The sequence below is a fragment of the Modicisalibacter muralis genome, from assembly GCF_900102945.1.
In the GTDB taxonomy this organism is placed as follows: domain Bacteria; phylum Pseudomonadota; class Gammaproteobacteria; order Pseudomonadales; family Halomonadaceae; genus Modicisalibacter; species Modicisalibacter muralis.
Map to the genome: position 1 here is coordinate 116214 of NZ_FNGI01000003.1, position 23590 is coordinate 139803.

Genomic DNA, 23590 nt, shown 5'->3' on the forward strand with positions numbered 1-23590 from the left:
GGGGTTAGCTCTTGAAGGGAGCGATATCCCCGCGCCCTTCACGCACGATCACCGGTGGCAGATCGCGTAGATCGATGACGCTAGTGGCCTCCAGATGGCACGCCCCGCCGTCGACGATCAGTTCCAGATGGGCGCCGAAGCGCTCGCGGATCTCCTCGGCGTCGGTCATCGGCAACTCTTCGCCGACCGGAATCAGCGTCACGCTCATCAATGGCTCGCCGAGTGCCGCGAGCAGATCGTGAACGATGCGGTGATCCGGCACGCGCACGCCGATCGAACGCCGCTTGGGATGCAGCAACAGGCGCGGGACTTCACTGGTGGCGTTGAGGATGAAGGTATAGGCGCCGGGGGTGTGGGTCTTGAGCAGGCGGAACACCGCGTTGTCGACCTTGGCGTAGGTGCCGATTTCCGACAGATCCGAACACACCAGGGTAAAGTTGTGCTTGTCGTCCAGCGAACGCAGCCATTTGATCTTTTCGATGGCCTTCTTGTCACCCAGGTGGCAACCCAGAGCATAGCCGGAATCGGTCGGGTAGGCGATCACGCCGCCGTTGCGAATGAGCGTCACCGCCTGATCGATCAGGCGCTTCTGCGGATTCTCGGGGTGAATCTGGAAGAATTGGGTCATGCATCCTCCTTGATAGGCAACCTGCCGTCAGGCAGCGAACGCCGCCAGGCGTGGGTGAGTCCATACCGGCGCAAGGGCGGTACGCGGCGCCGGACTCATGCTACCCGGCGCCGACGGCCCACCGGGAAAGTGAAAATCGCTGCCCAGCGAGCCATACAGTTCGCGTTCCTGGAGCTGGCCCGCCAGATCGCGGGTGACATCGGCATTCTGGAAGCCGCTGACCAGCTCGGCGGCCTCGCCGCCGGCCGCGACGAAGGCGTCGAGCAACAGCCCGCGCTTGCGCCGGGTCAGCCCGTAACGCAGCGGATGCGCCAGCACGGCGACACCGCCGGCGTCGCGAATCCAGCCCACCGCCTCGCCGAGATACGGCCAGTGAGACTTGACGTCGCCACGCTTGCCGGCGCCGAGATGCTTCTTGAAGGCCGTCGCCATGTCCGGCACCAGCCCGGCGGCGACCAGCGCGCGGGCGAAATCGGGACGCCCCAGCGGGCGTTCGCTAGCGGCCTGTTCGCGCGCCTTGGCCAAGGCATCGTCGAGGCCGACCGCCTCGAGGCGCCGGGCGATCTCCTCGCCGCGCACCACGCGGGCCCGCGCCTGCGCGGCCAAGCCCTCGACCAGCTCGCCACGCACGCCATCGGGCAACAGCGCCACGACATGAATCGTCACGCCCTGCCACTGCACCGAAAGCTCGGCGCCGGGCAATAGCCTGAGGCCTAACCGCTCGGCCTCGGCGGCGGCCTCGGCCACGCCGCCGATGGTGTCGTGATCGGTCAGGGCCATATGGGTCAGCCCGCGCGCATGGCACAGCGCCACCAGTTCGGTAGGCGATAGCGCACCGTCCGAGGCGGTGGAGTGCATATGCAAATCGAGGCCGGATACACTATCGAGCGCGTCGGGAAGTAAGGTCATTGATTGGCTGACGCCGTCGGGCGTCTTTGTCAGAATAGGCCCATTATGGTGCGCGCCCGACCTCGCCCGGTCAATGCCATCGCTACAGGACTCCGTCATGAAGCTATTGCTGGACTTTCTACCCATCGCGATCTTTTTCGCCGTCTATCATTTCAGCGGCGATATCGTGCTCGCCACGCTGGTGCTGATTCCCGCCACCCTGGCCCAGGTGGCCTTCCTGTGGTGGCGCCATCGCCGCGTCGAGAAGATGCACCTCGTCACCCTGGCCCTGCTGATCGTGCTCGGTGGCGCAACGGTGATCTTCAAGGACCCGGCGTTCATCCAATGGAAGCCGACCGTGGTCAACGCGCTGTTCGCCCTGGCCTTTCTGGTATCGCCGCTGTTCGGTGGCAAGACGCTGGTACAGCGCATGATGGAAAAGGCGGTCGCCCTGCCGACGCCGATCTGGACGCGCTTGAACCTGGCCTGGGTGGTATTCTTCGTCATCATGGCGGTGCTCAACGTCTATGTGTTCAAGACCTTCGACGAAGCCACCTGGGTCAACTTCAAGCTGTTTGGCATGCTCGGGCTGACGCTGGTCTTCGTGCTGGCCCAGGGCGTCTATCTGAGCCGCCACATGACCGCGCAACCCGAGCGCTGATTTCGACTCTTTAAAGGAAAAAAACAACATGCTTTACGCCATCATCAGCGAAGATGTGCCCGACAGCCTCGAAAGGCGCATGGCCGCGCGCCCCGATCACCTCGCCCGGCTGGAAAAACTGCGCGACGAAGGCCGCATGGTACTGGCCGGCCCGCACCCGGCCATCGATACCGAGACACCCGGCGATGCCGGCTTCAGCGGCAGTCTGGTGGTCGCCGAGTTCGCTAGCCTGGATGCCGCCCAGGCGTGGGCCGATGCCGACCCTTACGTGATCGCCGGTGTCTACGCCAGGGTCGTGGTCAAGCCGTTCAAGAAGGTCCTGCCCTGAGCTCGAGCAAACGCGACTCGGCGACCGAGGGCCTGCCGCCGCTGGCGGCAATGCAGTGCGCCACGCTGGACTGGCGCGAGGACACCGCCGGTGAGGCGCCGCACTCGGCGGCCTTCGACGACGTCTACTTCTCGCGCCACGATGGCCGTGGCGAAACCGAGCACGTCTTCCTGCGCAACAATCACCTGCCCGAGCGCTTCGCGGCCTGGCGGGCAACACGCCCCTTCGTGATTGGCGAAACCGGCTTCGGCACCGGCCTCAACCTGCTCTGCGCCTGGGCCTGTTTCGATACTCACGCACCACCCTCGGCGCGCCTGCATTTCGTTTCCACCGAGAAATACCCGCTGCGCCGTGACGATCTGATCCGCGCGCTGGCGGCCTGGCCCGACCTGGCGGCTCGCGCTCGACCGTTGATCGCGCAGTGGCCCGAGCCGGTCGCCGGCGTGCATCGCCTGACACTGGGCGAGCGAGTAACGCTGGATCTGCATTACGGCGACAGCGCCGAGCGGCTTGCGCGGCTCGAAGGGCGTGTCGATGCCTGGTTCCTCGATGGTTTCGCGCCCGCCAAAAATCCCGAGATGTGGCAGGCCGCGCTGTTCGAGGCGATGGCCACGCGCAGCCGTCCCGGCGCGACGTTCGCCACCTTCACCTGCGCCGGCTTCGTCAAGCGTGGGCTCAAGGCGGCCGGCTTCAACTGGGAGAAGGTGCCGGGCATCGGGCGCAAGCGCGACATGCTGCGTGGTCGCATCGATACGCCGCTGCTGGACGCCTCGCGCCGGACTACGCCCTGGTTCACGCCACCGCCAACCGCCCCGGCCCGGCATGTCGCGGTGATCGGCGCGGGACTGGCCGGCGCCAGTGTTGCCGAGGCACTGGCGCGACGCGGCGTGGCGGTGACGCTGATCGACCGCCAAGCACCCGGCGCCGGCGCCTCGGGCAATCGCCAGGGGGCGCTCTACGTCAAACTGGCCGCCGAGACCAACCGGCAAAGCCGCTGCTATCTCGCCGGGCTACTGTACACGCGGCGCTGGCTCGAGCGACTCGACCCCGAACGCACGCTGTGGAGCGACTGCGGCGTATTGCAACTGGCCATGAATGACAAGGAAGCGCGGCGCCAGGCGACGTTTCTCGCCAACCATGCACTACCCGGTAGTGTCGTCGAGGGGGTGTCCGCCGATCTCGCGAGCCAACGCGCCGGCGTGGCGCTCAGCCATGGCGGGCTGGATTATCCAGGCGCGGGTTGGGTACGCCCGGCGGCGCTGTGCCAGCGACTCGCCGAACGCCAGGGCATCGTTTTTCGCCACGCCGAGGTAACGGACCTGACACGCGCTGAACATGGCTGGACGCTACAACTGGCCGATGGTGAAGCGCTGAGCGTCGATCAGGTGGTGATCGCCAGTGCCCATCGGGCGACGCGCTTCGCGCCACTGGCCTGGCTGCCCATCAAGCCGGTACGCGGGCAGGTCAGCGAGTTGCGCCTGCCGCCGGGAGCGCCCGAACTCAAGCGCGTCGTCTGTGCCGGTGGTTACGCCCCACCGGCGCTGGATGGCATTCAGTGCTTCGGCGCCACCTTCACGCCTGGCGACACCGCAACCGAGCCGCGCGCGACCGATCACGCGGCCAACCTGGCCGAATTCGAGAATCTGCTACCCGCTTACGTCGCGGCGCTGCGCGAGGCCGGCGTCGATCTTGAGCCGGTGCATCTGGGCGGACGCGTCGGCCTGCGTGCCACCAGCCCTGACAAGACGCCCTATGCCGGGCCGGTGCCGGACGCTGAACGCTGGCGCAGCGACTACGCGCCACTCGCCAAGGACGCCCGGCGCATTCCCCATGTACCGGGCCGTCATCATGCCGGGCTGTGGGTCAGCGCCGCGCATGGTTCACGTGGGCTGGCCAGCGCCCCGCTGTGCGCCGAGGTCATCGCCTCGCGAATCTGCGACGAGCCGCTGCCGCTAGAGCGCGAGCTGATCGATCACCTGCACCCCGGGCGGCGGCTGATCGTCGATCTGATTCGTGGAAAATCGCTGCCGGTAGCCCGAAAGCGCTAGCCACCGGCGTTGCGTGAGGCTACTGCATGAACCAGCCATGACTGACCACGATCGACTGTCCGGTCAGCGCATTGGAGGGGAAAGTGGCGAGATACAGCGCGGTTTCGGCAACGTCTTCCACGGTCGTGAACTCCTTGTCGACCGTTTCCGCCAGGAACACCTTCTCCACGACTTCCTCTTCACTCATGCCGTGCTCGCGGGCCTGGTCGGGAATCTGCTTTTCCACCAGCGGCGTCTTCACGTAGCCGGGGCAGATGGTATTGGCTCGAATGCCATATTCCGCGCCCTCCTTGGCCATGGTTCGACAGAGCCCCAGCAGGCCATGCTTGGCGGTGACATAGGGCGATTTCATGGCGGAGGCTTCATGGGAGTGGACCGAGCCCATGTAGATAAGACAGCCGCCGTCACCCTGGGTCATCATCTGGCGAAAGGCCGCCCGGGTGGCCAGAAAGCTGCCATCGAGCTGGATATCGGTGACTTTCTTCCAATTGTCATAGGACAGCTTGTGGATCGGCTCGACATGCTGGGAACCCGCATTGGCGATCATCACATCGAGCCGGCCGAAGGTGTCGATGGTTTTCCTGAAGGCGGCTTCTACCTGCGCTTCGTCGGTCACGTTGGCGCCAACCCCCAGGGCCGTGCCGCCCTGCTCATTGAGTTCCCGGGCGGTCGCTTCAGCGGCCTCCAGGTCCAGATCGAGAATCGCGACCTTGCCGCCCTGCCGGGCGAACAGGGTGGCGATTTGCTTACCGATACCGCTGGCGGCGCCGGTAATCAACGCCACCTTATCCTTGAGGCGATCCTGCGCAGGATGCTGTGACATGATGCTCTCCTTGTGTCCTTCATAGGGTGGCGGGTAGCTGCCCTTAGTAATGGGTGACGACACTCAAGCTTCTTCCAGACGACCGTCCGACATGCTGCGATAACTGCAAACATTGGCGCCGATCTCATCGCTGACCGGGTCGCGCTGGCAGGGACATATTTCCAGCGCATTGCTCATGTCGCGATAGCCGGTACGCCAGCGCGCCATGATGGTGGAATAAGAAAAGTCGATATCCTTCTGGACGGTTTCGTTTTCCCGGGCCGGCGCCAGTAAGCGTACGATATTGACCGGTGCTCGGTGTCCCAGAGCCAGGATGGACTGAATCCGTGGGTCGCTCAGGGCCTCGGCCGGGAGATACCGGCCGAGCATTTCGATGGCTTCTCGTAGTTGATGGATCTCTCGAAGGAAATGCAGATTTTCACCGGCACGCGACGCGTACTGGATATCCTTCTCCCGGAGCATGACATCGGCAATCGTGCTGGGCATGGGCCCTTCGGGACTCCAGAGATCGACCACATAGCAATTGATCGGCATATCGCTGCCGGGGCGTTCGTCCTGCAACACGTAATTCATTGGCGTATTGGAGAACACGCCGCCATCCCAATAGGCTTCGCCATCGATCCACACCGGCGGAAAAGCCGGCGGCAGTGCGCCACTGGCGAGAATGTGATCCGCTGTCAGGTGATCGCGATGGCTGTCGAAATAACGCAGTGTCCCGCGAGCGACATTGACGGCCCCCACGCTCAGACGCTTGCCGTCGTGAAAATCGCGCGTGCCAATCACGTCGAAATCCACCAATGTTTCCAAGGTACGGCGCAAGGGTGAGGTGTCATAGAAGCTCGGGGGATCATTGCCGAGGTTCTGCCATAACGGAATGTTCCAAGGTAAGCGCGGGCTGAAAAAGTCCGGTACGCCGTTGGTCAGCGCCAGCATCTTGGCCACCCCCGCCTCATACCCTTCCAGCACCGCACCGTAGCCATGAGACGGCTGGGCGATACGCGTCCAGAACTCTTGCAGTTTAGGGAGGGCGTCTTGCGGGCGATTTCCCGCGATCAAAGCACCGTTGATCGCGCCTACAGAGGTTCCCACTACCCAGTCGGGTTCGATATCGGCGCGCTGGAGCGCCTCGAAGACTCCGGCCTGATAGGCCCCTAGCGCGCCACCGCCCTGAAGCAGCAGGATATTCATCGGTCGTACCATCAAGCCCCCCGCGCCCGCGTTGGCTTGCCACTCGAGCACGCTGACTTCTCGTACCCGTGGGCTATGTATCACCTCACTTTAGGAAATTCCCTGCTGCACCGCAACATTACTGCGTCGCAACTTTAATGCCGAGTCCTGCGTCAATAAGCATCATAGGGAGCCGTAGGAAGGTCGCCTCCTCTTATCATCAGCCTTCCTCGTCGTCGGCGATATCCCGCCCAAAGGCCCGCCACTGGGCGAGCGTCATTACCTCGGTGGTCTCGGTCTGTAGATCGTGGGCGATGATCAGTTCGCTACGCTCGAGCTGGCGCTTGAGGGTCGCTACCCAGCCGCGCATGCCCTCGCCGCTGGTATCGGTGGTGTCGTAACCCTGTCGGGTAACGAAGGCCTCCAGCAGGGCATCGAGCGTCTCACCCGGCAACATGCGGTAAGGGATTTCGACGAAGCGACCGCTCATGATGCCTCCTTGTCCGTATCGTCGTCGCTGGCGTCGCCCGTCTCCCAAGACGCCAACCGGCTCAGAAACGTCTCTTCATCGAGCACCTCGACACCCAATTCCTCGGCCTTGGCCAACTTGCTGCCCGCGCCCGGCCCGGCCACGACAGCGGCGGTCTTCTTCGACACGCTGCCCGAAACCTTGGCGCCCAACGCCTGTAGCCGCGCCTTGCCTTCATCGCGGGTCATGCTTTCCAGGGTGCCGGTGAGCACCCAGGTCTGTCCGGCCAGCGACTGCGGGCGAGCGCTCACTTCCTGCTCGTCCCAGGTCAGCCCGGCATCGATCAGTTGCCGAACGGTCTCACGGTTGTGCGCTTCATCGAAAAAGGCATGCACATGCGCGGCGACGATCGGTCCGATATCCGTTACCGCTTCGAGATCGGCCGGCTCGGCATCGATCAGCGCCTGTAGCGTGCCGAAGTGGCGCGCCAAGTTGCCCGCCGTTGCCTCCCCGACTTCACGTATGCCCAGTGCATAAATGAAGCGTGCCAGGCTGGTCCGCTTGGCTTTCTCCAGCGCGGCGACCAGATTGTGCGCCGACTTCTCGCCCATGCGCGGCAGCTTGGTGAGAGCTTCAGCGCTTAGCTGAAACAGATCGGCCGGTGTCTTGATCCATTCCTGCTCGACCAGCTGGTCGATCAGCTTGACGCCCAGGCCATCGACATCCAGGGCCCGGCGGCTGGCGAAGTGCTTGATGGCTTCCTTGCGCTGCGCCGCGCAGTAGAGCCCAGCCGGGCAGCGAATCGCCGCCTCGCCCTCGATACGCTCCACCTCGGATTCGCACACCGGGCAACGGGCGGGAAACTCGATGGGCCGCGCATCGTCGGGCCGCTGCTGCTCGAGCACCCGCACCACCTGCGGAATCACGTCGCCGGCGCGGCGAATGACCACGCTGTCGCCAATCATCACGCCCAAGCGGGCGATTTCGTCCTGATTGTGCAGCGTCGCGTTAGCAACCATGACGCCCGCCACGTTGACCGGTTCGAGCCTGGCCACTGGCGTGATCGTGCCGGTGCGTCCGACCTGGAATTCGACGTCGTTGAGCCGTGTGGTCTGCTCCTGGGCGGGGTACTTGTAGGCGATGGCCCAGCGCGGCGCACGGGCAACGAAGCCCAACTCGCGCTGCAAGCGCAGGTCGTCGACCTTGAATACCGCACCGTCGATGTCATAGTCGAGCCGCTCGCGTTTCTCGCCCAATCGCCGGCAATAATCGAGCAGCCCGGCGCTGCCCTTGACCACGGCCAGCTCGGGACTGATACGAAAACCGTAATCACGCAGCCGCGCTATCTGCGCGGAGTGCGTCCGATCGGGATCGTCGCCGCGGATGGTCTGGTAGGCGCAGAATTCCAGCGGTCGTTTGGCGGTGATGCGCGGGTCGAGCTGACGCAGGCTGCCGGCGGCGGCATTGCGCGGGTTGGCGAAAACCTTGCTGCCGTCCTCCCGAGCGCGCTGGTTGAGCGCTTCGAAGCCCGATTGCTGCATATAGACCTCGCCACGCACTTCGACCCGTTCGGGTATATCGCTACCGCGCAGCTTGAGGGGAATCGAACGCAGCGTACGCAGGTTGGTGGTGATGCCCTCGCCGGTACGTCCGTCGCCGCGTGTCGCGCCGCTGATCAACCGACCCTGCTCGTAGACCAGCGATACCGCCAGGCCATCGAGCTTGGGCTCGCAGCAGAACGCCAGGTCGTCGATAGTCCGTTCGAGGCGTTCGTTGACACGCCGCGCAAAGGCCACCAGCTCCGCTTCATCGAAGGCGTTGTCCAGCGACAGCATCGGCACGGCGTGTTCGACGGCGGAAAAACCTTCGGCCGGCGCCGCACCGACGCGCTGGGTCGGCGAATCCGGCGTCACCAGATCAGGATAGGCCGCTTCCAGCTCCTGCAGGCGACGCAGGCGACGGTCGTAATCGGCGTCGGTCAGCTGCGGGTCGTCGAGAACGTAATAACGGTAATTGGCGTCGTCGAGTTCGGTGCGCAGGCGCGTCACTTCATCGAGTAACTTGGGGTCGATCTGGCGCATGCAGTCGTGAGTCTCTGTCGGATTACGCAAGCCCATGCAAAACAACCCCGTGAAGACCTCACAGGGTTGTTTTGTTTCTGGCTTCTAGTTAGTCGCTTCTAGCCAAGCCTAGTTGGCCTGATAGCGGTGCAGCCGATTGAGGCGCTCGAACTCCTGGACCCGCTGACGGGCGAAACCGACGGTCTGCGCGGTCATCACGCTGCGATTTTCATCCTTGAGCTCGCCGCCCATGTTGCGCACCAGCACCATCGCGGTTTCGACCATCGCCTCGAAGGCCGCCGCCGAATCCTGCGCGCCGGGCAACGGCATCAGGAAGGTCACGCCGGGCGTGGCGAAATCGTCCAGGGCTTCCAGATCGAAGGTGCCGGGCTTGACCACATCGACCATGGCGAACTGCAGATCGCTCTCGGCGTCCTCCGTTTCGTAGCGCAGGAAGATGCCCATCTCGCTGTAGCGCAGACCGCAGGCCAGCATCAGGTTGAGCAGATCGGGGCCGGAGAAGCCCTCTTCGTTGCGCGCCATGACGCTGATGACGATGACTTCCTCGGCGTGGGCCAGCGTTTCGCGGGCGCGCTGGGCACTGACGTGATGACGGCGAGCCTTTTCCACCACCGGATGCGCCGTGACTTTGTAATCAGCCACATCGTCGTGCGTCGCCGGCAGCGGCCGCTCGTCGGCATGGCTGGCATCCGGCGTCGCAGCAGCGCGCGCCGTTTCGCCCACCGGCTCGAAGGGCGGCTCGAAGGCGACACTCGGCGCCTGGCGTTCAGCGCTGCCCGACCCTGACTTGCCCGCTGAAAGATCGGGAGCGCCACCCAATGAAGGTTCATTGGCATGCGCGACACCTTCGTCGTCGTGACGCTGGAGTGCCGAGGACATCCGCTGCACCGACTGCGAGACACGCTGACTGCCGGAGCGCAATGCCGCCGCCATGCCTGCGCGACTGAAGCGGCTCATCGGCGCTTCGGCGTCGTCGTCATGATGCGCCACTTCGCTATCATCGACGAACGCACGCGGTTCATCGTCGGAACGACGCAGCGGTTGCATTGCCGGCTCGTTGTCTGGGGCATCGCGCTCGGCGCGCAGCGGCTCGGCCGCCGGAGCGGTTGAACGATGGCTCTCGGCTGCTGGCGGCGTCGACTCACTTAGCGCATCCATGTCTTCGCGTTCACGCTCGTGCGCACGCTCTCCTGCGCTTGGCGTAGCCGCAGTCGCGGTATGCTCCATCCGCGAGAATACCTTGGACGGTCCAGGATGTTCCTGACGCTGCAACTTGGGCTTCGGTTCGACCGCCGCCTGTGTCGCAGGCCTGACGACCCGTGCCCCTCCATTAGGCAACTCCCAGTTGATTTCGGCTTGCCTGGCGGCTTCCTCGGGATCGGTCGCCAGGCTGCCATCATCACCCTTGACCTGATCAAGGCGAGGTACTCTACGCTGACGCTGTAGGCGACGCACACCGTCAACGACGATGATCGTCACCAGAACCAGCCCCAGAATGATCAACCACTCTCTTAGTTCCATGGGTCGTCTTGCCTGTTTGCTAAGGCGCCATGCCTGATAAGTTATCGTCAATAGCATAGCGCGATTGCCAAAAAAAGGGCTACTTTTTTCGAAAGTCAAGTTTCCCCTCAGCCCAGCACAATCGCCCTTCTTTTGTCCCTGTTGTTGCCACTAATGGTTGTTGGTAAACCTTTTCGGCATTTCCTGCAAGTTTTCTATGCCTCGGCAAGCTGTGCCGCTTGCTCGACGCCTACCGAAACCAGACGCGAGACGCCGGGTTCCTGCATGGTCACGCCCATCAATCGATCGGCGGCTTCCATGGCGATCTTGTTGTGGGTGATATAAATGAACTGCACCGACGCCGACATATCCTTGACCAACGCAGCATAACGACCCACGTTGGCATCATCCAGTGGTGCATCGACTTCGTCGAGCATACAAAACGGCGCCGGATTGAGTTGGAAGATGGCGAACACCAGCGACAATGCCGTCAGTGCCTTTTCGCCCCCCGACAGCAAATGAATGGTGCTGTTCTTCTTGCCCGGCGGTCGTGCCATGATCGCCACCCCGGTCTCCAGCAAATCCTCGCCGGTCAGCGTTAGCCACGCGGTTCCGCCACCGAAAACCCGAGGGAAAAGACGCGATATACCCTCGTTGACCTGATCGAAAGTCTGCTTGAAACGCGTGCGGGTTTCCTGGTCGATCTTGCGAATCGCCCGATCCAGGGTCTCCAACGCTTCGCTCAACTCGGCATGTTGACCCTCGAGATAGTCCCTTCGTTCCGCTTGCTGATCATATTCTTCGATGGCCGCCAGGTTGATCGCCCCCAGGCGCTTGACCTTTTCGCCGGTCTCCTCGAGGCGCGCCTGCCATGCCGACTCGGTGGCATTGGGGTCGAGTTGCGCTTCCAGCGTCGCCGCCTCATGACCCAGTTCGGCGAGCGTCTCATCCTGGGCGTCGGCCTTGAGCTTGAGCGCCTGCACCTGCATGCGGCCCTCTTCGAGGCGACTGCGGACACCTTCCAGGTTGCGCTCGTGCTGTTGGCGAGCCACCTCGGTTTCGCGCAACAGCTCGGCCAGTTGCTGGGCCTCGTCGCGGCAGGCGTTGAGCGCACGCTCTTCCTCGGCGCGCCGATGCAGCAATTCATCGAGTTCGCCGCGGCTGTCTTCCTCGGGCTCGCGCAGCATCTCGCGCTGTTCCTCGAGTTCGCCGCACTTCTCTTCGAGCCGGGTGCGGGTTTCATCGCTGCGGCCACGCTGCTCGGCAAGGCCGGCGCGCTCGGTGGTCAAACGCTGATGTTCGAGCGCCAACTGCTGGGCGCGCTCCTGCAATGGCCGCTGACGCGAGCGCTGCCCGGCCAGCGACTCCTGGGCCTCGCGGCGAACGCGAGCCAGATCCTCGCGCCGCTGGCTGCTTTCATCGAGGGTCGTCATCGCCGCCTGCCAGCGCTCGCGCGCCTCTTCCAGTTCCAGCGCGCGAGCCTCGCGAGCGGCCTCGAGTTCGCCGAGTTCGGCGTCGATATCCCGCGCTCGCGCGTCGTTATGCTCCAGGCGAGCGGCCAGGTTGTTTTCTTCGAGCGCCACCTGCTGGCGGCGTTGCCCCAGTTCGCGCTCCTCGATCCGGCATCGTTCCAGCGTCTGCTCGCCGGTTGCGTCGCGCTGGCCGGCCTCGGCGAGTCGCGTCGCGTGGTCATCCAGCTGCGCCTCGACGATTTCCAGTTCGGCAGCGACTTCCTCACGCCGGCGCTGCTGAATGAGCACGCTATCGGCGCTATCGCCCGTGCCGCGTCGCCACGCCCAGCCGCGACCGAGCCACAGGCCATCGGCGCTCAGCACGCTTTCGCCCGGCGCCAATCGGTCGAGCAGCGCCCAGGCCTGGGCATGGTCGTCGACACAGCGGATAGCCGCCAATAGCTGCGACGCGGCGCCGGCATGCTCAACGCGCGCCGCCAGGGTGCCCGGTGGCGCCTCGCACGCGGTGTCGACGAGGAGCGTCAACTCAGCGCTGGCGAGTTCTTCGTCGAGCCCTTCACCGAGCAGCGTGTCACGCGCCAGCTCGGACACCAGACGGGCGTTGAGCCACGGGCCGAGCACCCAGGCGACGGCGTTTTCCCACCCCGGCGCGACGCGCATGCGCTCGGCGAGACGCGGCGCCGAACCCAGCCCGTGATGCGCCAGGCGTGCCTCGAGCGCCTCGTCGCTGTCGCTGAGACTGGCCTCGATCAGCGCGTCGAGCGAAGCCAGCTCGCCTTGCAACTGGCTGCGCCGCTGGCGATCCGCCTCGCGCGCGGCCTCGGCGTCGCTGATTGCCTCGCGCGCCCGGTCACGCTCGGCCTGCGCGCGCTCACGCCGCGACTCCAGCGCCTCGAGCTGCAAATCGAGTTCGGCGAGTTGCTCGCCGAAGCCTTCGCGTTGCTGACGCAGTGCGTGCTGGTCGGGCAACTCGTCGCGCTGCTGGCGGCGACGCTGAATATCGCCGGCCAGGGTCTCGATGGCGCGCTCGAAATGGCGCACGGCATCCTGGGCTCGCTCGGCCTGGCGACCGGCTTCACGATCCTGTTCGCTAAAGGCCTCCCAATCGCTCTGGATATCTTCATGGGCCTGCTCGGCCTCTTCGAGGGCGGCTTCGAGTTCGGCCAGCGACTCATTGACCGCTTCGCGCTCCGGGGTCAGCGTTTCCAGCCGCTCGTCGAGATGCCGCAGGCGCTGGTCGTCCTCGTCGCCGAGGCGGTCGAGTTCGGCCAGCTCGCGGCGCGCCGTTTCGAGATCGCGCGCTAGCTGCTGTTCCTGGCTACGGGCATGCTCGAGGCGCTGCTCGAGCCGGGCGATGGCGGCACCGGTGGCGTAGAAGCGTGCCTGGTAGCCCTCGAGCTGCTCGGCGAGCCGGTCATGCTCCAGGCGCGACTGCTCGAGGCGGCTCTCGCACTGGCGACTGCCCAGGATCTCCCGCTCGACCTGGGTTTCCAGTTCGCGGACCCGGCTTTCCTGCTCGCCCTGCTGCGCCCGCAGCCCGCGCCGGCGCAGTAGCGTCAATTCGCCCTTGAGGCGATATTCCTGCTGCTTGAGCGTCTGGTAGCGGCGCGCCGCCTCAGCCTGACGCTGCAAGCGTTCGAGCTGTTTGTCGAGTTCCTCGCGAATGTCGTCGAGGCGCTCGAGGTTCTCCTGGGTACGCCGCATGCGGTTTTCGGTCTCGCGGCGGCGCTCCTTGTACTTGGAGATGCCGGCGGCTTCCTCGAGGGTCGAGCGCAATTCCTCGGGGCGCGCCTCGATCAACCGCGAGATCATGCCCTGGCCGATCAACGCGTAGGAACGCGGTCCCAGGCCGGTGCCCAGGAACAGGTCGGCGATGTCGCGGCGGCGGCACTTCTGGCCATTGAAGAAGTAACTCGACTGGCTATCGCGGGTGACCACGCGCTTGACCGCGATCTCGGCGTATTGGGCGTAAGCGCCGCCCATGCTGCCGTCGCGATTGTCGAAGAATAATTCGATGGATGCCTGGCCCACCGGCTTGCGCCCTGTCGCGCCATTGAAGATGACATCGGTCATCGACTCGCCACGCAGCGTCTTGGCCGAGGACTCGCCCATCACCCAGCGCACCGCGTCGATGACGTTGGACTTGCCACAGCCGTTGGGGCCGACGATCGCCGTCATGTTGCCGTCGAACGGCACCGTGACGGGGTCGACGAACGACTTGAAGCCAGCCAGCTTGATCGACTTCAGGCGCATTCGCTCAGTCCACCACGCGGTCGATGGTGACGGCGATTGGCGCGGCGGCATCGCCGAGCGTGACCGGGCCGGCCTCGCCGACCAGATCGCCGGGCTGCGGCGTGGCCTGGCCGCTGGGCGAGACGCGCACCGTCAGACGCACTTCATCGACCTGCGATAGCCGCGCCATCGGTGCCATGGCATCGCCATCGTCCAGCGTCACTTCGAGCGGCAGATCGGCCACCGTGGCCCGTTCGATGGCCAGCGGCGGCAACTTCCCAGGCACATCGCGCGCGATCACGAAAACCGTGTCGTCGGGCGCCGCCCGGTTGCGTAGCTCCTTGGCGAGTTCGACCGCGACCGTCAGCGCAGGGCCACCAGCACCCGACTGGTCGGTCGCCTCGGGTGCGATGCCCAGACGCTGCTGGGCCACCGCGATACCCTCGCGCAGCGCCGCCGCCGAGCCGGCGTCGCCGAAGCCGGCGATGGCCTCGCGCCAATAGCCGATGGCTTCTTCGTAACGACCGTGATCGAAGGCCTCGATACCCAGCATGCCCAGCACCGTGGGCTGATGCGGCTGCTTGGCCAGGGTTTCGTCGACCAGCGCCTGTACCTCGTCGGTCAGGGTGCGGTTGGCGGCGAAGAACTTGATCTGCGCCAACTGGGCGAGCAGGCCGGGGCGGCGCCCTTGCAGCTCGATCAGCCGCTGCAACGCATGGGTCGCCTTGTCGAACTGGCCGCTGTCGCGATACAGCGGGAACAGCGACAGCCATACCTTGGGGTTGTCGGGTTGCAGCGCCGCCTGATTCTCGAGACCGCCGACCAGCATCGCCAGCGAGCCATCCGGTGAGCTGCGTACCTGCTGATAGACGTTATAGATCGCCAGATCGCCCTGCGCGCCCTCGCGCTGGTACCACACCAGGCTGACCACCACCAGCGTCAGCATTATCAATGGCACCAGCAGGCGGCCCGCGGACGGCGACTTGAGTGGCGAGCGACGCTGACCCTCGGCATCCTCGAGCAGGCTGCGGTCGAGTTCCAGACGGCTATCGTCGAAGCGTGCGGCATCGATCTCGCCGCGCTCGCGCGCGGCTTCAAGCGAAGCCAGACGCTGCCGGTAGACCGTGACGTTCTGCTCGGTGTTACGCCCTTCGGCCTCGAAGGCTTGCTGGGCGGCATGCACGCCACGCGCCTGGCGCAGCGGCAGGAGTAGTAGCCACAGCGCCGGCAGCAACAGCAGACCCAGCGCTAACCAGAGCAGGTTCATTCGGTTCTCTCGCGATTGATCAGGGCATTGAGGCGTTCGCGTTCCGCCACGCTGAGCGCCTGGCCGGCGGCGCGGCGTCGCGCACGCACGATCAGGCCGATGACGAGCGCGCCGAGCACCACCAGGCCGGCCGGCAGCCCCCACAGCAGCCAGGTGCGGCCCGACAGGCGGGGGTTGTAGAGCACGTAATCGCCGAAGCGGCGAACCATATAATCCTGTATCTCGCGATCCGAGCGCCCGTCCTCGAGCAACACGACGACCTGCTCGCGCATGTCTTCGGCAATCGGTGAGTTGGAGTCGCCGATCGCCTGATTCTGGCATTTGGGGCAGCGCAGGTTGTCGGTCAGATCCTGGTAACGCTGCTGGGTGACCGGGTTATCGAAGCGATGAACCTCGATGGCCGCCGATGCCGGACCCGCCAGCGCCGACAGCAACAGCAGACAAAACAGCACGCTCAACACCTGGCTCAGGCATGGGCTCGACCAGGGCCTTGGCCATGCATTCCACAACCGGCTCAGGCTCATTGGGAACGCCATTTTCTCACCTCCGGCAGGATTACCCGTTCGACGTCCTCGGGCGTGATGTAGCCCGTGTGGTGATAGCGAATCACTCCCTCGGCATCGACGATGAAGGTTTCCGGCGCACCATACACACCCAGGTCGAAGCCCAGCGTGCCGTCGGGATCGAAGATATTGACCTCGAAGGGATTGCCGTAGGTGGTAAGAAATTCGCGGGCCTTGGCGCGGGTGTCCTTGTAGTCGATGCCGATCAATCGCACGCCGTGATCGGCGAGTGCCAGCAGTTGCGGCATCTCCTGCTTGCAGGTCGGGCACCATTCGCCCCATACATTGACCACGCTGACCTGGCCCTCGAGCAGCGACTCATCCACTCGCGCCTCGGGGTCGGCCAGCGTCGACAGCTCGAAATCGGGGAATTCGCGAGCCAGCAACGCCGACTCCCGCGCGCTGGGGTTCAGCGACAGGCCCTGATAGAGAAACACCGCCAACAACACGAATATCGCCAGCGGGATCAGCAATAGCAGGCGCCGCTTCATGCATGCACCTCTTCGAGCCCGTTGGCCTTGGCTGCCGAGCCTTGCCTCGCACGCCGCGAGGCCCGCCGATAGCGCCGGTCGGCCACGGCGAGAATCCCGCCGCAGGCCATCAGCAACGCGCCGAGCCACAACCAGCGCACGAACGGTTTGTACTGGATGCGCAGCGCCCAGTCGCCATCGCCCAGGCGCTCGCCCATCGCCACGTACAGGTCGCTGAACAGCCCCGGGCGCAGGGCGACATCGGTCATCGGCATGTTGCGCGCCAGATAGAGGCGCTTCTCGGGGCGCATGATCTCGACCCGCTCTCCCGCGCGGAGCACCTCGATGGTCGCGGTATCGGCGATGTAGTTGGGGCCGCGACGCTCGCTAAAATCGCGCATGACGAAGGTGTAACCGGCGAGCTCGACGCTGTCGCCCACCGCCATGCGCACGGTGCGCTCGACGTTGTAATGCGAAACCACCGTCACGCCGACGATGGTCACCGCCAGGCCCAGATGACCGAGCACCATGCCCCAGTAGGCCGGAGACAACCGCTTGAAACCGGCCGCGAGCGACGTCGCGTTGCGCAACTTGTCGAACACATCGCGCACCAGCGCCAGCACTACCCATAGCGCAATCGCCAGCCCCAGCGAGACCCACAGGTTCCACTCGCCGTCGTAAAGCAGCGGCGCCACGGCGGCGATCGCCAGCGACGCCAGCGCGGACCACAGCAGGCGACGAAACAGCTCGCGCCCGGCCATCTGCTTCCAGCGCGCCAACGGGCCGAGGCCCATGAAGATGCACAACAGCGTGGTCAGAGGCACGAACAGCGCATTGAAGTACGGCGGGCCGACGCTGATCTTGCCCAGCTCCAGGGCATCGAGAATCAGCGGGTAGAGCGTGCCCAGCAGCACCGTGACGGTCATGATCACCAATACGATGTTGTTGATCAGCAGCAGCGCGTCACGCGACAGCCAGCCGAAGCCGACCGTGTGATTGACGCGCGGCGCGCGCAGCGCGAAAAGCAGCAGCGAGCCGCCCACCGTCAGGCCCAGCAACACCAGGATGAACGTGCCCCGAGCCGGGTCGTTGGCGAAGGCATGCACCGAGGTCAACACCCCCGAGCGCACCAGGAAGGTGCCGAGCAGCGACAGCGAGAAGGTGGTGATCGCCAGCAGCACCGTCCAGCTCTTGAAGCTGCCGCGCTTCTCGGTCACCGCCAGCGAGTGCATCAGCGCGGTACCGGCCAGCCAGGGCAGCAGCGAGGCGTTTTCCACCGGGTCCCAGAACCACCAGCCGCCCCAGCCCAGTTCGTAATAGGCCCACCAGCTACCCAGCGCGATGCCCACGGTGAGAAAGGCCCAGGCGACGTTGGTCCAGGGTCGCGCCCAGCGCGTCCAGGCGGCGTCGAGACGCCCACCGATCAGCGCGGCGATGGCGAAGGCGAAGACCACCGAGAAACCCACATAGCCCATATAGAGCATCGGCGGGTGGATGATCAGGCCGAAATCCTGCAACAGCGGATTGAGATCGGCGCCGTCCGCCGGTATGTCGGGCAGCAGCCGCCGAAACGGATTCGAGGTAAGCAGGATGAACAGCAGAAAGCCGACGCAGACCATGCCCATCACGCTCAGCACGCGCGCCAGCATGTCGCGCGGCAGGCGGCCCGAGAACAGGCTGACGGCGAAGCTCCAGCCGCCGAGCATCAGGCTCCACAGCAGCACCGAGCCCTCGTGGCTGCCCCACACCGCGCTGGCCTTGTAGTACCAGGGCAGCATCGAGTTGGAGTTGCTGGCCACGTAGGCGACGCTGAATTCATCGAGCAGGAAACTGGCCATCAAGCAGGCGAACGCCACCAGCAGGAACAGGAACTGCCCCGCCGCCATGGGCCGCGCGAAGGCCATCCACAACGGGCGGCGGGTCGCCGCGCCGGCCAGCGGCACGGTGGCCTGCACGACTGCCATCAACAGCGCCAGAATCACCGCGTAGTGGCCGATTTCGGGAATGATCTTGCTGAGCATGCTGCCTCCCGGTTACTCGACGGTCGTGCCGTAACCGGCAGATGTTTCGCCGGACGCCTGGACTTTACTCGCGGCGGATGTCATGCCGGAAGACTCGATCGCGGCGGGTGTCTTGCCGGATGCCTTGAGCGCGGCGGCGACTCCCGGCGGCATGTAGTTTTCATCGTGCTTGGCCAGCACCTGATCGGCATGCAGCACACCCTCGCTATCGAGCTGACCGATCACCACCACGCCCTGCCCCTCGCGAAACAGGTCGGGCAGGATACCGTTGTAGGTGATCCGCAGGTCATCCTGATAGTCGGTGACCACGAAGGTCACGTCGAGGGTCTCGCCACTGCGCGACACGCTGCCCTGCTTGACCATGCCACCGGCACGAATCTGACGCTCGACCGGCGCTTCGCCGGCGGCGATCTGGGTCGGGCTGAAGAACAGGTTGATGTTGCTGCGTAGCGCGTAGAGGGTCAGCCCCACGGCAATCGCCGCCAGGGCGACCAGCCCCACTAGCACGTACAGGCGCTGCTTGCGTTTAGGCGTCATCGGCTTCTCGTTCGGAAAAGTCCCCGGGAGCGTCGCGCTTTGCGGCACTGCGCTCCCGGCGATTGCGTCGCTTGAGTTCTCGAATCCGTTGGCGACGTTCGGCCCGGGCATGCCATGCGCTGCCGATCAGCAGCGCCGCGGTCACTCCCCAGGCCGGCCACACATAGGGCGCATGGCCACCCATGGCCAATAGCGCGGCTAGCGAATCGAAGGCCATCAGCGCTTGCCTCCGGGCGCTTCATCGGCCAGTTCGCGCACCCAGCGCTTGGCGGACTCGCGCTTGAGTATTTCGCTGCACGTGCGCATCAAGGTCAGGGCGATGAAGAAACAGTAAAAGCCCAGCACCATGATCAGCAATGGCAGCCACATCTCGGGCGGCATCGCCGGGCGTTCGGTCAGCGTGAACGTCGCCGGCTGATGCAAGGTGTTCCACCATTCGACCGAGTACTTGATGATCGGGATATTGACCACGCCGACCAGCGCCAGTACCGATGCCGCCCGGGCGCCGCTATCGCGGCTGAGAAAGGCGCCACGCAGGGCAATCACCCCAAGATACAGGAATAACTGGATCAACATCGAGGTCAGGCGCGCGTCCCATATCCACCAGGTGCCCCAGGTGGGCACGCCCCACACCGAGCCGGAGAACAGCGCGACGAAGGTCATCGCCGCGCCGAATGGCGCGATCACCGCCGCCGCCATGTCGGCGACCTTGATCTTCCACACCAGGAACACCAGCGCCGCCGCGGCCAACGCGATAAAGCACGATTGAGCGAGAATCGCCGCCGGCACATGCACGTAGATGATACGAAAGCTGTTGCCTTGCTGGTAATCCGCCGGGGCGAACGCCAGCCCCCAGACGCTACCGACCGCCAGCAATACCAGCGCGGCGGTCCAGAACCAGGGCTGCAAGCGCATGGCGATGGCATAAAACCATTTGGGCGAACCCAGTTTATGTATAAAGGCCCACATGCCCGTCCCTCAACCGTTGATACTGATGCGCAGCGCGGCGGCGATCGCCCAGGGCGCGAGCATCAGCGCGACCGCCAGCAAGGCACCAAGAATCGCCAGGTGCGGCGCGGCATTACCACCCAGCGTGATGACCTGCACGGCGCCCGCGCCGAAGATCAGTACCGGTATATAAAGCGGCAACACCAGCAACGACAGCAATACGCCGCCGCGCGCCAGCCCCACCGTCAATGCCGCGCCGATGGCGCCAATCAAGCTCAGGCTGGCGCTGCCCAGCGCCAACGACAGCATCAATACGCCATAACCGCCGCTCGGCAGCGACAGCATCAGCCCCAGCAGCGGCGCCATCAGCGCCAGCGGCAACCCGGTCAGCAACCAATGCACCAGCACCTTGGCCAACACCAGCGCCGCCAGTGGCTGGGGCGCCAACAGCAGTTGTTCCAGACTGCCATCGTCGTGATCGCCGCGAAACAGTGCATCCAGCGATAATTGGGTGGCCAGCAGCGCCGCGACCCATAAAAGCCCCGGCGCGATTTCGGCGAGCAGTGCGGGCGCAGGAGAAATGCCCAACGGGAACAGGGTGATGACCAGCGCGAAAAACACCAGCGGATTGATGACCTCGCTGCGTCGCCGCAGCATCAGGGTCAGGTCGCGCTTGACGGTCGCCGCTATTGCGACACCCAGGCCCGCTCTCGGTTCAACGACCCGCATGGAGACTCCCGAGCGCCGGTTCGGCTTGCACGGTCTCGCCGTGGCCCAGCACCACGCTGCGCTGCGCATCGAGCGCGGACAACGCATGATGGGTGGTCAGAATCACGCCACCACCGGCGTGCGCATGCGCTTGTATACGACGCTCCAGGGCATCGACGCCTTGCCGGTCGATCGCCGTGAACGGCTCGTCGAGCACCCACAACGGACGCGGCATCAGCACCAGGCGGGCCAGCGCCACGCGGCGCTGCTGGCCGGCGGATAGCTGCGCCGTGGGAATGTCCTCGAAACCGCCCAGGCCGATTTCATCCAGCGCCGCCAGGCGCTCGGCGTCGCTGCCACGCTCGCCATTCAACGCCTGATACCAGGCCAGGTTTTCGAGCGGCGTCAGCGCCGCCTTGACGCCGGGGGCATGGCCCATATACAGCAGATTGGTGAGAAAGGCCGCGCGCACCCGGCGCATCGGCTCGCCACCCCAGGTCAGCTCGCCCCGATGATCGGAAAGCTGGCCCGACAGAATCTTCAGCAAGGTGGTCTTGCCGCTACCGTTGGGGCCTTCGACGCGAAGCACTTCGCCGGGAGCGACGCTCAGGTCGAGCCCCCTAAACAGCCAGCGATCGTCGCGTTCGCAGGCCAATCCACGTGCGTCGAGGCGGAATGTCACGGCGATTCCCCACCACTCATGATCAGCCCGGCACTGTACACAAAAAGCCCTTGAGCGACCAGCAACGCCGTGCGTCAGCGCGTCGCATCTTCGACGAGGATCACCGCCAGGATGCGACCTTGGTAGCCCATTCTCCGGGCTCGCTGCGCTTGCTATGATGCGCGAGGTTATCTCCATGGGAGTAGGGTCATGCCGCACGCCACACCGCACTACCTGCACCGCCTGCCCAACCTGCCGCTGGTCGATGGCGCCTGGGAAGAAATCGACGCGACCGATCTGGTCGAGGTGCCGCTGCTCGGCCAAGTGGCCGCCGGCATGCCGATCGAGGTCTGCCCCGAGCAGAGCAGCGTGTATATCCCATCGCGCATGGTGCGGCGCAATACCTACGCGCTGAAGGTACGCGGCGATTCGATGATCGACTGCAACATCCACGATGGCGACGTGATCATCATCGAGCGCTACGAAAGTGCCGAAAACGGCGAAACCGCCGTGGTGATGATCAACAACCAGGAAGTGACGCTGAAAAAGCTGTATATCGAGAAATCCGGCGTGCGCCTGCAACCCGCCAATCAGGACATGCAACCCATCTACCTGAAGAACGACGACATCCAGGTGTTGGGGCTGGTAATGGGCGTGATGCGCCAGCCCGCCCACGCGGCCTGATGCACTACCCGATTCCCGCGCTCGATGCCGCTGACATTCACGTCGCCGAGATCGAAATCGAGCGCAGCCGCTTCATTGCCTGGGTCTGCCACGCGCCGCGAGTCGCCGCTTTCGAGGCGCTACTCGCCCGGGCCCGCAAGACCTACCCCGACGCCAGCCACCATTGCAGTGCCTTTATCGCCGGCCCGCCCGGCGAGCAGAACGCGATTGGCTTCTCTGACGACGGCGAACCCGGCGGCACCGCCGGGCGGCCGATGTATCAGGTGCTCGATGGCGCCGGCATCGGTCAGATCGGCTGCGTGGTAACGCGCTATTTCGGCGGCACCAAGTTGGGCACCGGTGGGTTGGCGCGCGCCTACGCGCAGGTCGTGCACAAGGCCCTGGAGAGCCTGCGCCTGGATGACTTCACCGAACGCACGGCGCGGCGCCTCAAGATCGACTTTGCCGGCGAAGCCGAGGCGCGCGCCTGGCTCGGCGAGCGCGACATCCCGGTCGATGCCGCCGACTATGATGCCGAAGGCGTCACCCTCACGGTCGGCTGGCCACTCGCTGACACGCATGACCTGGCGGCGTTGGAATCACGCCTCAAGGGCCAACTGAGCGTTCTCGAATAGCCCGCTCAGCCGGTGCGGCCGACAGCGTCGGCGCAACTGCCCAAAGCCACTTCATAGGACAGCTCGATATGCCTGTCGAGCAGCGCCCTGGCGCCGCCCGCATCGCGCGCCAATGCCAACTCCACCAGCTCGCCGTGCTGTGCGTCCAGCGTGCTGCGAACCGAGGGTATCGGCGGCGCCATGCGTCGGTAGCGGTCGAACTGGTCATGCAACTGCTCGATAAAACGCAGCAGCCATACCGATTGGCACGGCGCCACCAGGGTGCGGTGGAAGTGCGTATGGTGCTGCTCCCATTGATCTAACTGGCTCGGGTCGTTATCGGCGCGCATCAGGCGATGACGAGCGGCCAGCAGCAGCGATTCCCACTCGGCGTCGCCATGGCGAATCGCCCGCTCCAGCGCCATGCCCTCTAGCTGACGGCGCATCTCGGTGATGTCGTCCAGTTCGATGCGGGCCAGGCGCGGCACGCGAAAGCCACGCTGGTTCTCCTGGATCAGCAAGCCATAGGCGGCCAGGCGATTGAGCGCCTCGCGCAGCGGGCTCAGCCCCACCTGATAGTGCTCACGCAAGGCACTGATGCCGAGCTTTTCGCCGGCGGTGAAACGACCGTTCACCAGGTCGTGACGCAGAATATCGAATATCCGACTCGCCGTGGTCGCCCCCTCTTCTTTCGCGTCTTTTGCCATCTTCCCTCCTCACCCTGCAATGACGTCGTCATGCAAGCTTGACGCATCTCGAACCAGCAATCTATATTCTTTCAACAATAATCGATTTTAATTAAAACAAACGATTTAAATTACAAAAATCGTCTGGAGACGGC

Annotated in this window: 23 protein-coding genes; 5 read left to right on the top strand and 18 right to left on the bottom strand. The window is 64.8% G+C overall.

Annotation, left to right across the window (positions count from 1 at the left end; translation table 11 throughout):
- Positions 1-4 precede the first annotated feature (4 nt).
- Both BLR92_RS07635 and BLR92_RS07640 read right to left on the bottom strand, forming a co-directional pair.
- Positions 5-628, bottom strand: a complete 624-nt coding sequence (locus BLR92_RS07635; protein WP_089727183.1) for an L-threonylcarbamoyladenylate synthase — start codon at positions 626-628, stop codon at positions 5-7.
- A 27-nt stretch (positions 629-655) separates the two neighbouring features.
- Complete coding sequence (locus BLR92_RS07640) at positions 656-1537, bottom strand: PHP domain-containing protein (protein WP_089727186.1); 882 nt, start codon at positions 1535-1537, stop codon at positions 656-658.
- A 97-nt stretch (positions 1538-1634) separates the two neighbouring features.
- Here BLR92_RS07640 and BLR92_RS07645 point away from each other — a divergent pair, with 97 nt between their 5' ends.
- The 3 genes from BLR92_RS07645 to mnmC are packed head-to-tail and all read left to right on the top strand — an operon-like array spanning position 1635 to position 4553.
- Positions 1635-2177, top strand: coding sequence for a septation protein A (locus tag BLR92_RS07645; protein WP_089727188.1), 543 nt, complete (start codon positions 1635-1637; stop codon positions 2175-2177).
- A 28-nt stretch (positions 2178-2205) separates the two neighbouring features.
- Entirely contained in the window at positions 2206-2505 is a 300-nt protein-coding gene (locus tag BLR92_RS07650) for a YciI family protein (RefSeq protein ID WP_089727190.1), read from the top strand.
- A gap of 50 nt (positions 2506-2555) precedes the next feature.
- Complete coding sequence (gene mnmC / locus BLR92_RS07655) at positions 2556-4553, top strand: bifunctional tRNA (5-methylaminomethyl-2-thiouridine)(34)-methyltransferase MnmC2/FAD-dependent 5-carboxymethylaminomethyl-2-thiouridine(34) oxidoreductase MnmC1 (RefSeq protein ID WP_089727192.1); 1998 nt, start codon at positions 2556-2558, stop codon at positions 4551-4553.
- Between the two features lie 19 nt (positions 4554-4572).
- Here the strand turns inward: mnmC and BLR92_RS07660 are convergent, their stop codons facing one another.
- From BLR92_RS07660 to ccmA, 15 genes are all read right to left on the bottom strand, one after another.
- Positions 4573-5376 (bottom strand): 3-hydroxybutyrate dehydrogenase, encoded by an 804-nt coding sequence (locus tag BLR92_RS07660; protein WP_089727194.1) that lies wholly within the window; start codon positions 5374-5376, stop codon positions 4573-4575.
- Positions 5377-5439: 63 nt separating this feature from the next.
- The gene (locus BLR92_RS07665; RefSeq protein ID WP_089727196.1) at positions 5440-6615 is read right to left on the bottom strand and encodes a patatin-like phospholipase family protein; all 1176 of its coding nucleotides are present in this window, start codon (positions 6613-6615) and stop codon (positions 5440-5442) included.
- 148 nt (positions 6616-6763) lie between these two features.
- Complete coding sequence (locus tag BLR92_RS07670) at positions 6764-7033, bottom strand: YheU family protein (protein ID WP_089727198.1); 270 nt, start codon at positions 7031-7033, stop codon at positions 6764-6766.
- Positions 7030-9093 (bottom strand): NAD-dependent DNA ligase LigA, encoded by a 2064-nt coding sequence (ligA, locus tag BLR92_RS07675; protein ID WP_089727200.1) that lies wholly within the window; start codon positions 9091-9093, stop codon positions 7030-7032. Before ligA ends, BLR92_RS07670 begins: the two co-directional genes overlap by 4 nt.
- Before the next feature lie 108 nt (positions 9094-9201).
- Complete coding sequence (locus BLR92_RS07680) at positions 9202-10614, bottom strand: cell division protein ZipA C-terminal FtsZ-binding domain-containing protein (RefSeq protein WP_089727201.1); 1413 nt, start codon at positions 10612-10614, stop codon at positions 9202-9204.
- Positions 10615-10808: 194 nt separating this feature from the next.
- Positions 10809-14318: a chromosome segregation protein SMC gene (smc, locus tag BLR92_RS07685; RefSeq protein WP_089727205.1), complete on the bottom strand. Its 3510-nt coding sequence runs from the start codon at positions 14316-14318 to the stop codon at positions 10809-10811.
- Between the two features lie 4 nt (positions 14319-14322).
- Entirely contained in the window at positions 14323-15564 is a 1242-nt protein-coding gene (gene ccmI, locus BLR92_RS07690; RefSeq protein ID WP_089727207.1) for a c-type cytochrome biogenesis protein CcmI, read from the bottom strand.
- Entirely contained in the window at positions 15561-16100 is a 540-nt protein-coding gene (locus tag BLR92_RS07695) for a cytochrome c-type biogenesis protein (RefSeq protein ID WP_245704136.1), read from the bottom strand. Before BLR92_RS07695 ends, ccmI begins: the two co-directional genes overlap by 4 nt.
- Positions 16085-16618 (bottom strand): DsbE family thiol:disulfide interchange protein, encoded by a 534-nt coding sequence (locus BLR92_RS07700; RefSeq protein ID WP_089727212.1) that lies wholly within the window; start codon positions 16616-16618, stop codon positions 16085-16087. Before BLR92_RS07700 ends, BLR92_RS07695 begins: the two co-directional genes overlap by 16 nt.
- Positions 16615-18618 (bottom strand): heme lyase CcmF/NrfE family subunit, encoded by a 2004-nt coding sequence (locus BLR92_RS07705; RefSeq protein WP_089727214.1) that lies wholly within the window; start codon positions 18616-18618, stop codon positions 16615-16617. Before BLR92_RS07705 ends, BLR92_RS07700 begins: the two co-directional genes overlap by 4 nt.
- 12 nt (positions 18619-18630) lie before the next feature.
- The gene (gene ccmE, locus BLR92_RS07710; protein WP_089727216.1) at positions 18631-19155 is read right to left on the bottom strand and encodes a cytochrome c maturation protein CcmE; all 525 of its coding nucleotides are present in this window, start codon (positions 19153-19155) and stop codon (positions 18631-18633) included.
- Positions 19145-19372, bottom strand: coding sequence for a heme exporter protein CcmD (ccmD, locus tag BLR92_RS07715; RefSeq protein WP_089727218.1), 228 nt, complete (start codon positions 19370-19372; stop codon positions 19145-19147). Before ccmD ends, ccmE begins: the two co-directional genes overlap by 11 nt.
- A complete protein-coding gene (locus BLR92_RS07720; RefSeq protein ID WP_089727220.1) occupies positions 19372-20124 on the bottom strand; it encodes a heme ABC transporter permease in 753 nt (250 codons plus the stop codon). Before BLR92_RS07720 ends, ccmD begins: the two co-directional genes overlap by 1 nt.
- A gap of 9 nt (positions 20125-20133) precedes the next feature.
- Positions 20134-20832 (bottom strand): heme exporter protein CcmB, encoded by a 699-nt coding sequence (gene ccmB, locus BLR92_RS07725; protein ID WP_089727222.1) that lies wholly within the window; start codon positions 20830-20832, stop codon positions 20134-20136.
- Entirely contained in the window at positions 20819-21493 is a 675-nt protein-coding gene (ccmA, locus tag BLR92_RS07730; RefSeq protein WP_089727224.1) for a cytochrome c biogenesis heme-transporting ATPase CcmA, read from the bottom strand. The genes ccmB and ccmA overlap by 14 nt, the downstream gene beginning before the upstream one ends.
- 189 nt (positions 21494-21682) lie before the next feature.
- On the opposite strand from ccmA, the gene BLR92_RS07735 reads away from it, so the two are divergent.
- Both BLR92_RS07735 and BLR92_RS07740 read left to right on the top strand, forming a co-directional pair.
- On the top strand, positions 21683-22156 hold the full coding sequence (locus tag BLR92_RS07735; RefSeq protein WP_089727226.1) for a LexA family protein: 474 nt from the start codon (positions 21683-21685) through the stop codon (positions 22154-22156).
- Positions 22156-22770: an IMPACT family protein gene (locus BLR92_RS07740; RefSeq protein WP_089727228.1), complete on the top strand. Its 615-nt coding sequence runs from the start codon at positions 22156-22158 to the stop codon at positions 22768-22770. The genes BLR92_RS07735 and BLR92_RS07740 overlap by 1 nt, the downstream gene beginning before the upstream one ends.
- A 5-nt stretch (positions 22771-22775) precedes the next feature.
- On the opposite strand, the gene BLR92_RS07745 is transcribed toward BLR92_RS07740, so the two are convergent.
- On the bottom strand, positions 22776-23456 hold the full coding sequence (locus tag BLR92_RS07745) for a GntR family transcriptional regulator (RefSeq protein WP_089727230.1): 681 nt from the start codon (positions 23454-23456) through the stop codon (positions 22776-22778).
- Between the last annotated feature and the right edge of the window lie 134 nt (positions 23457-23590).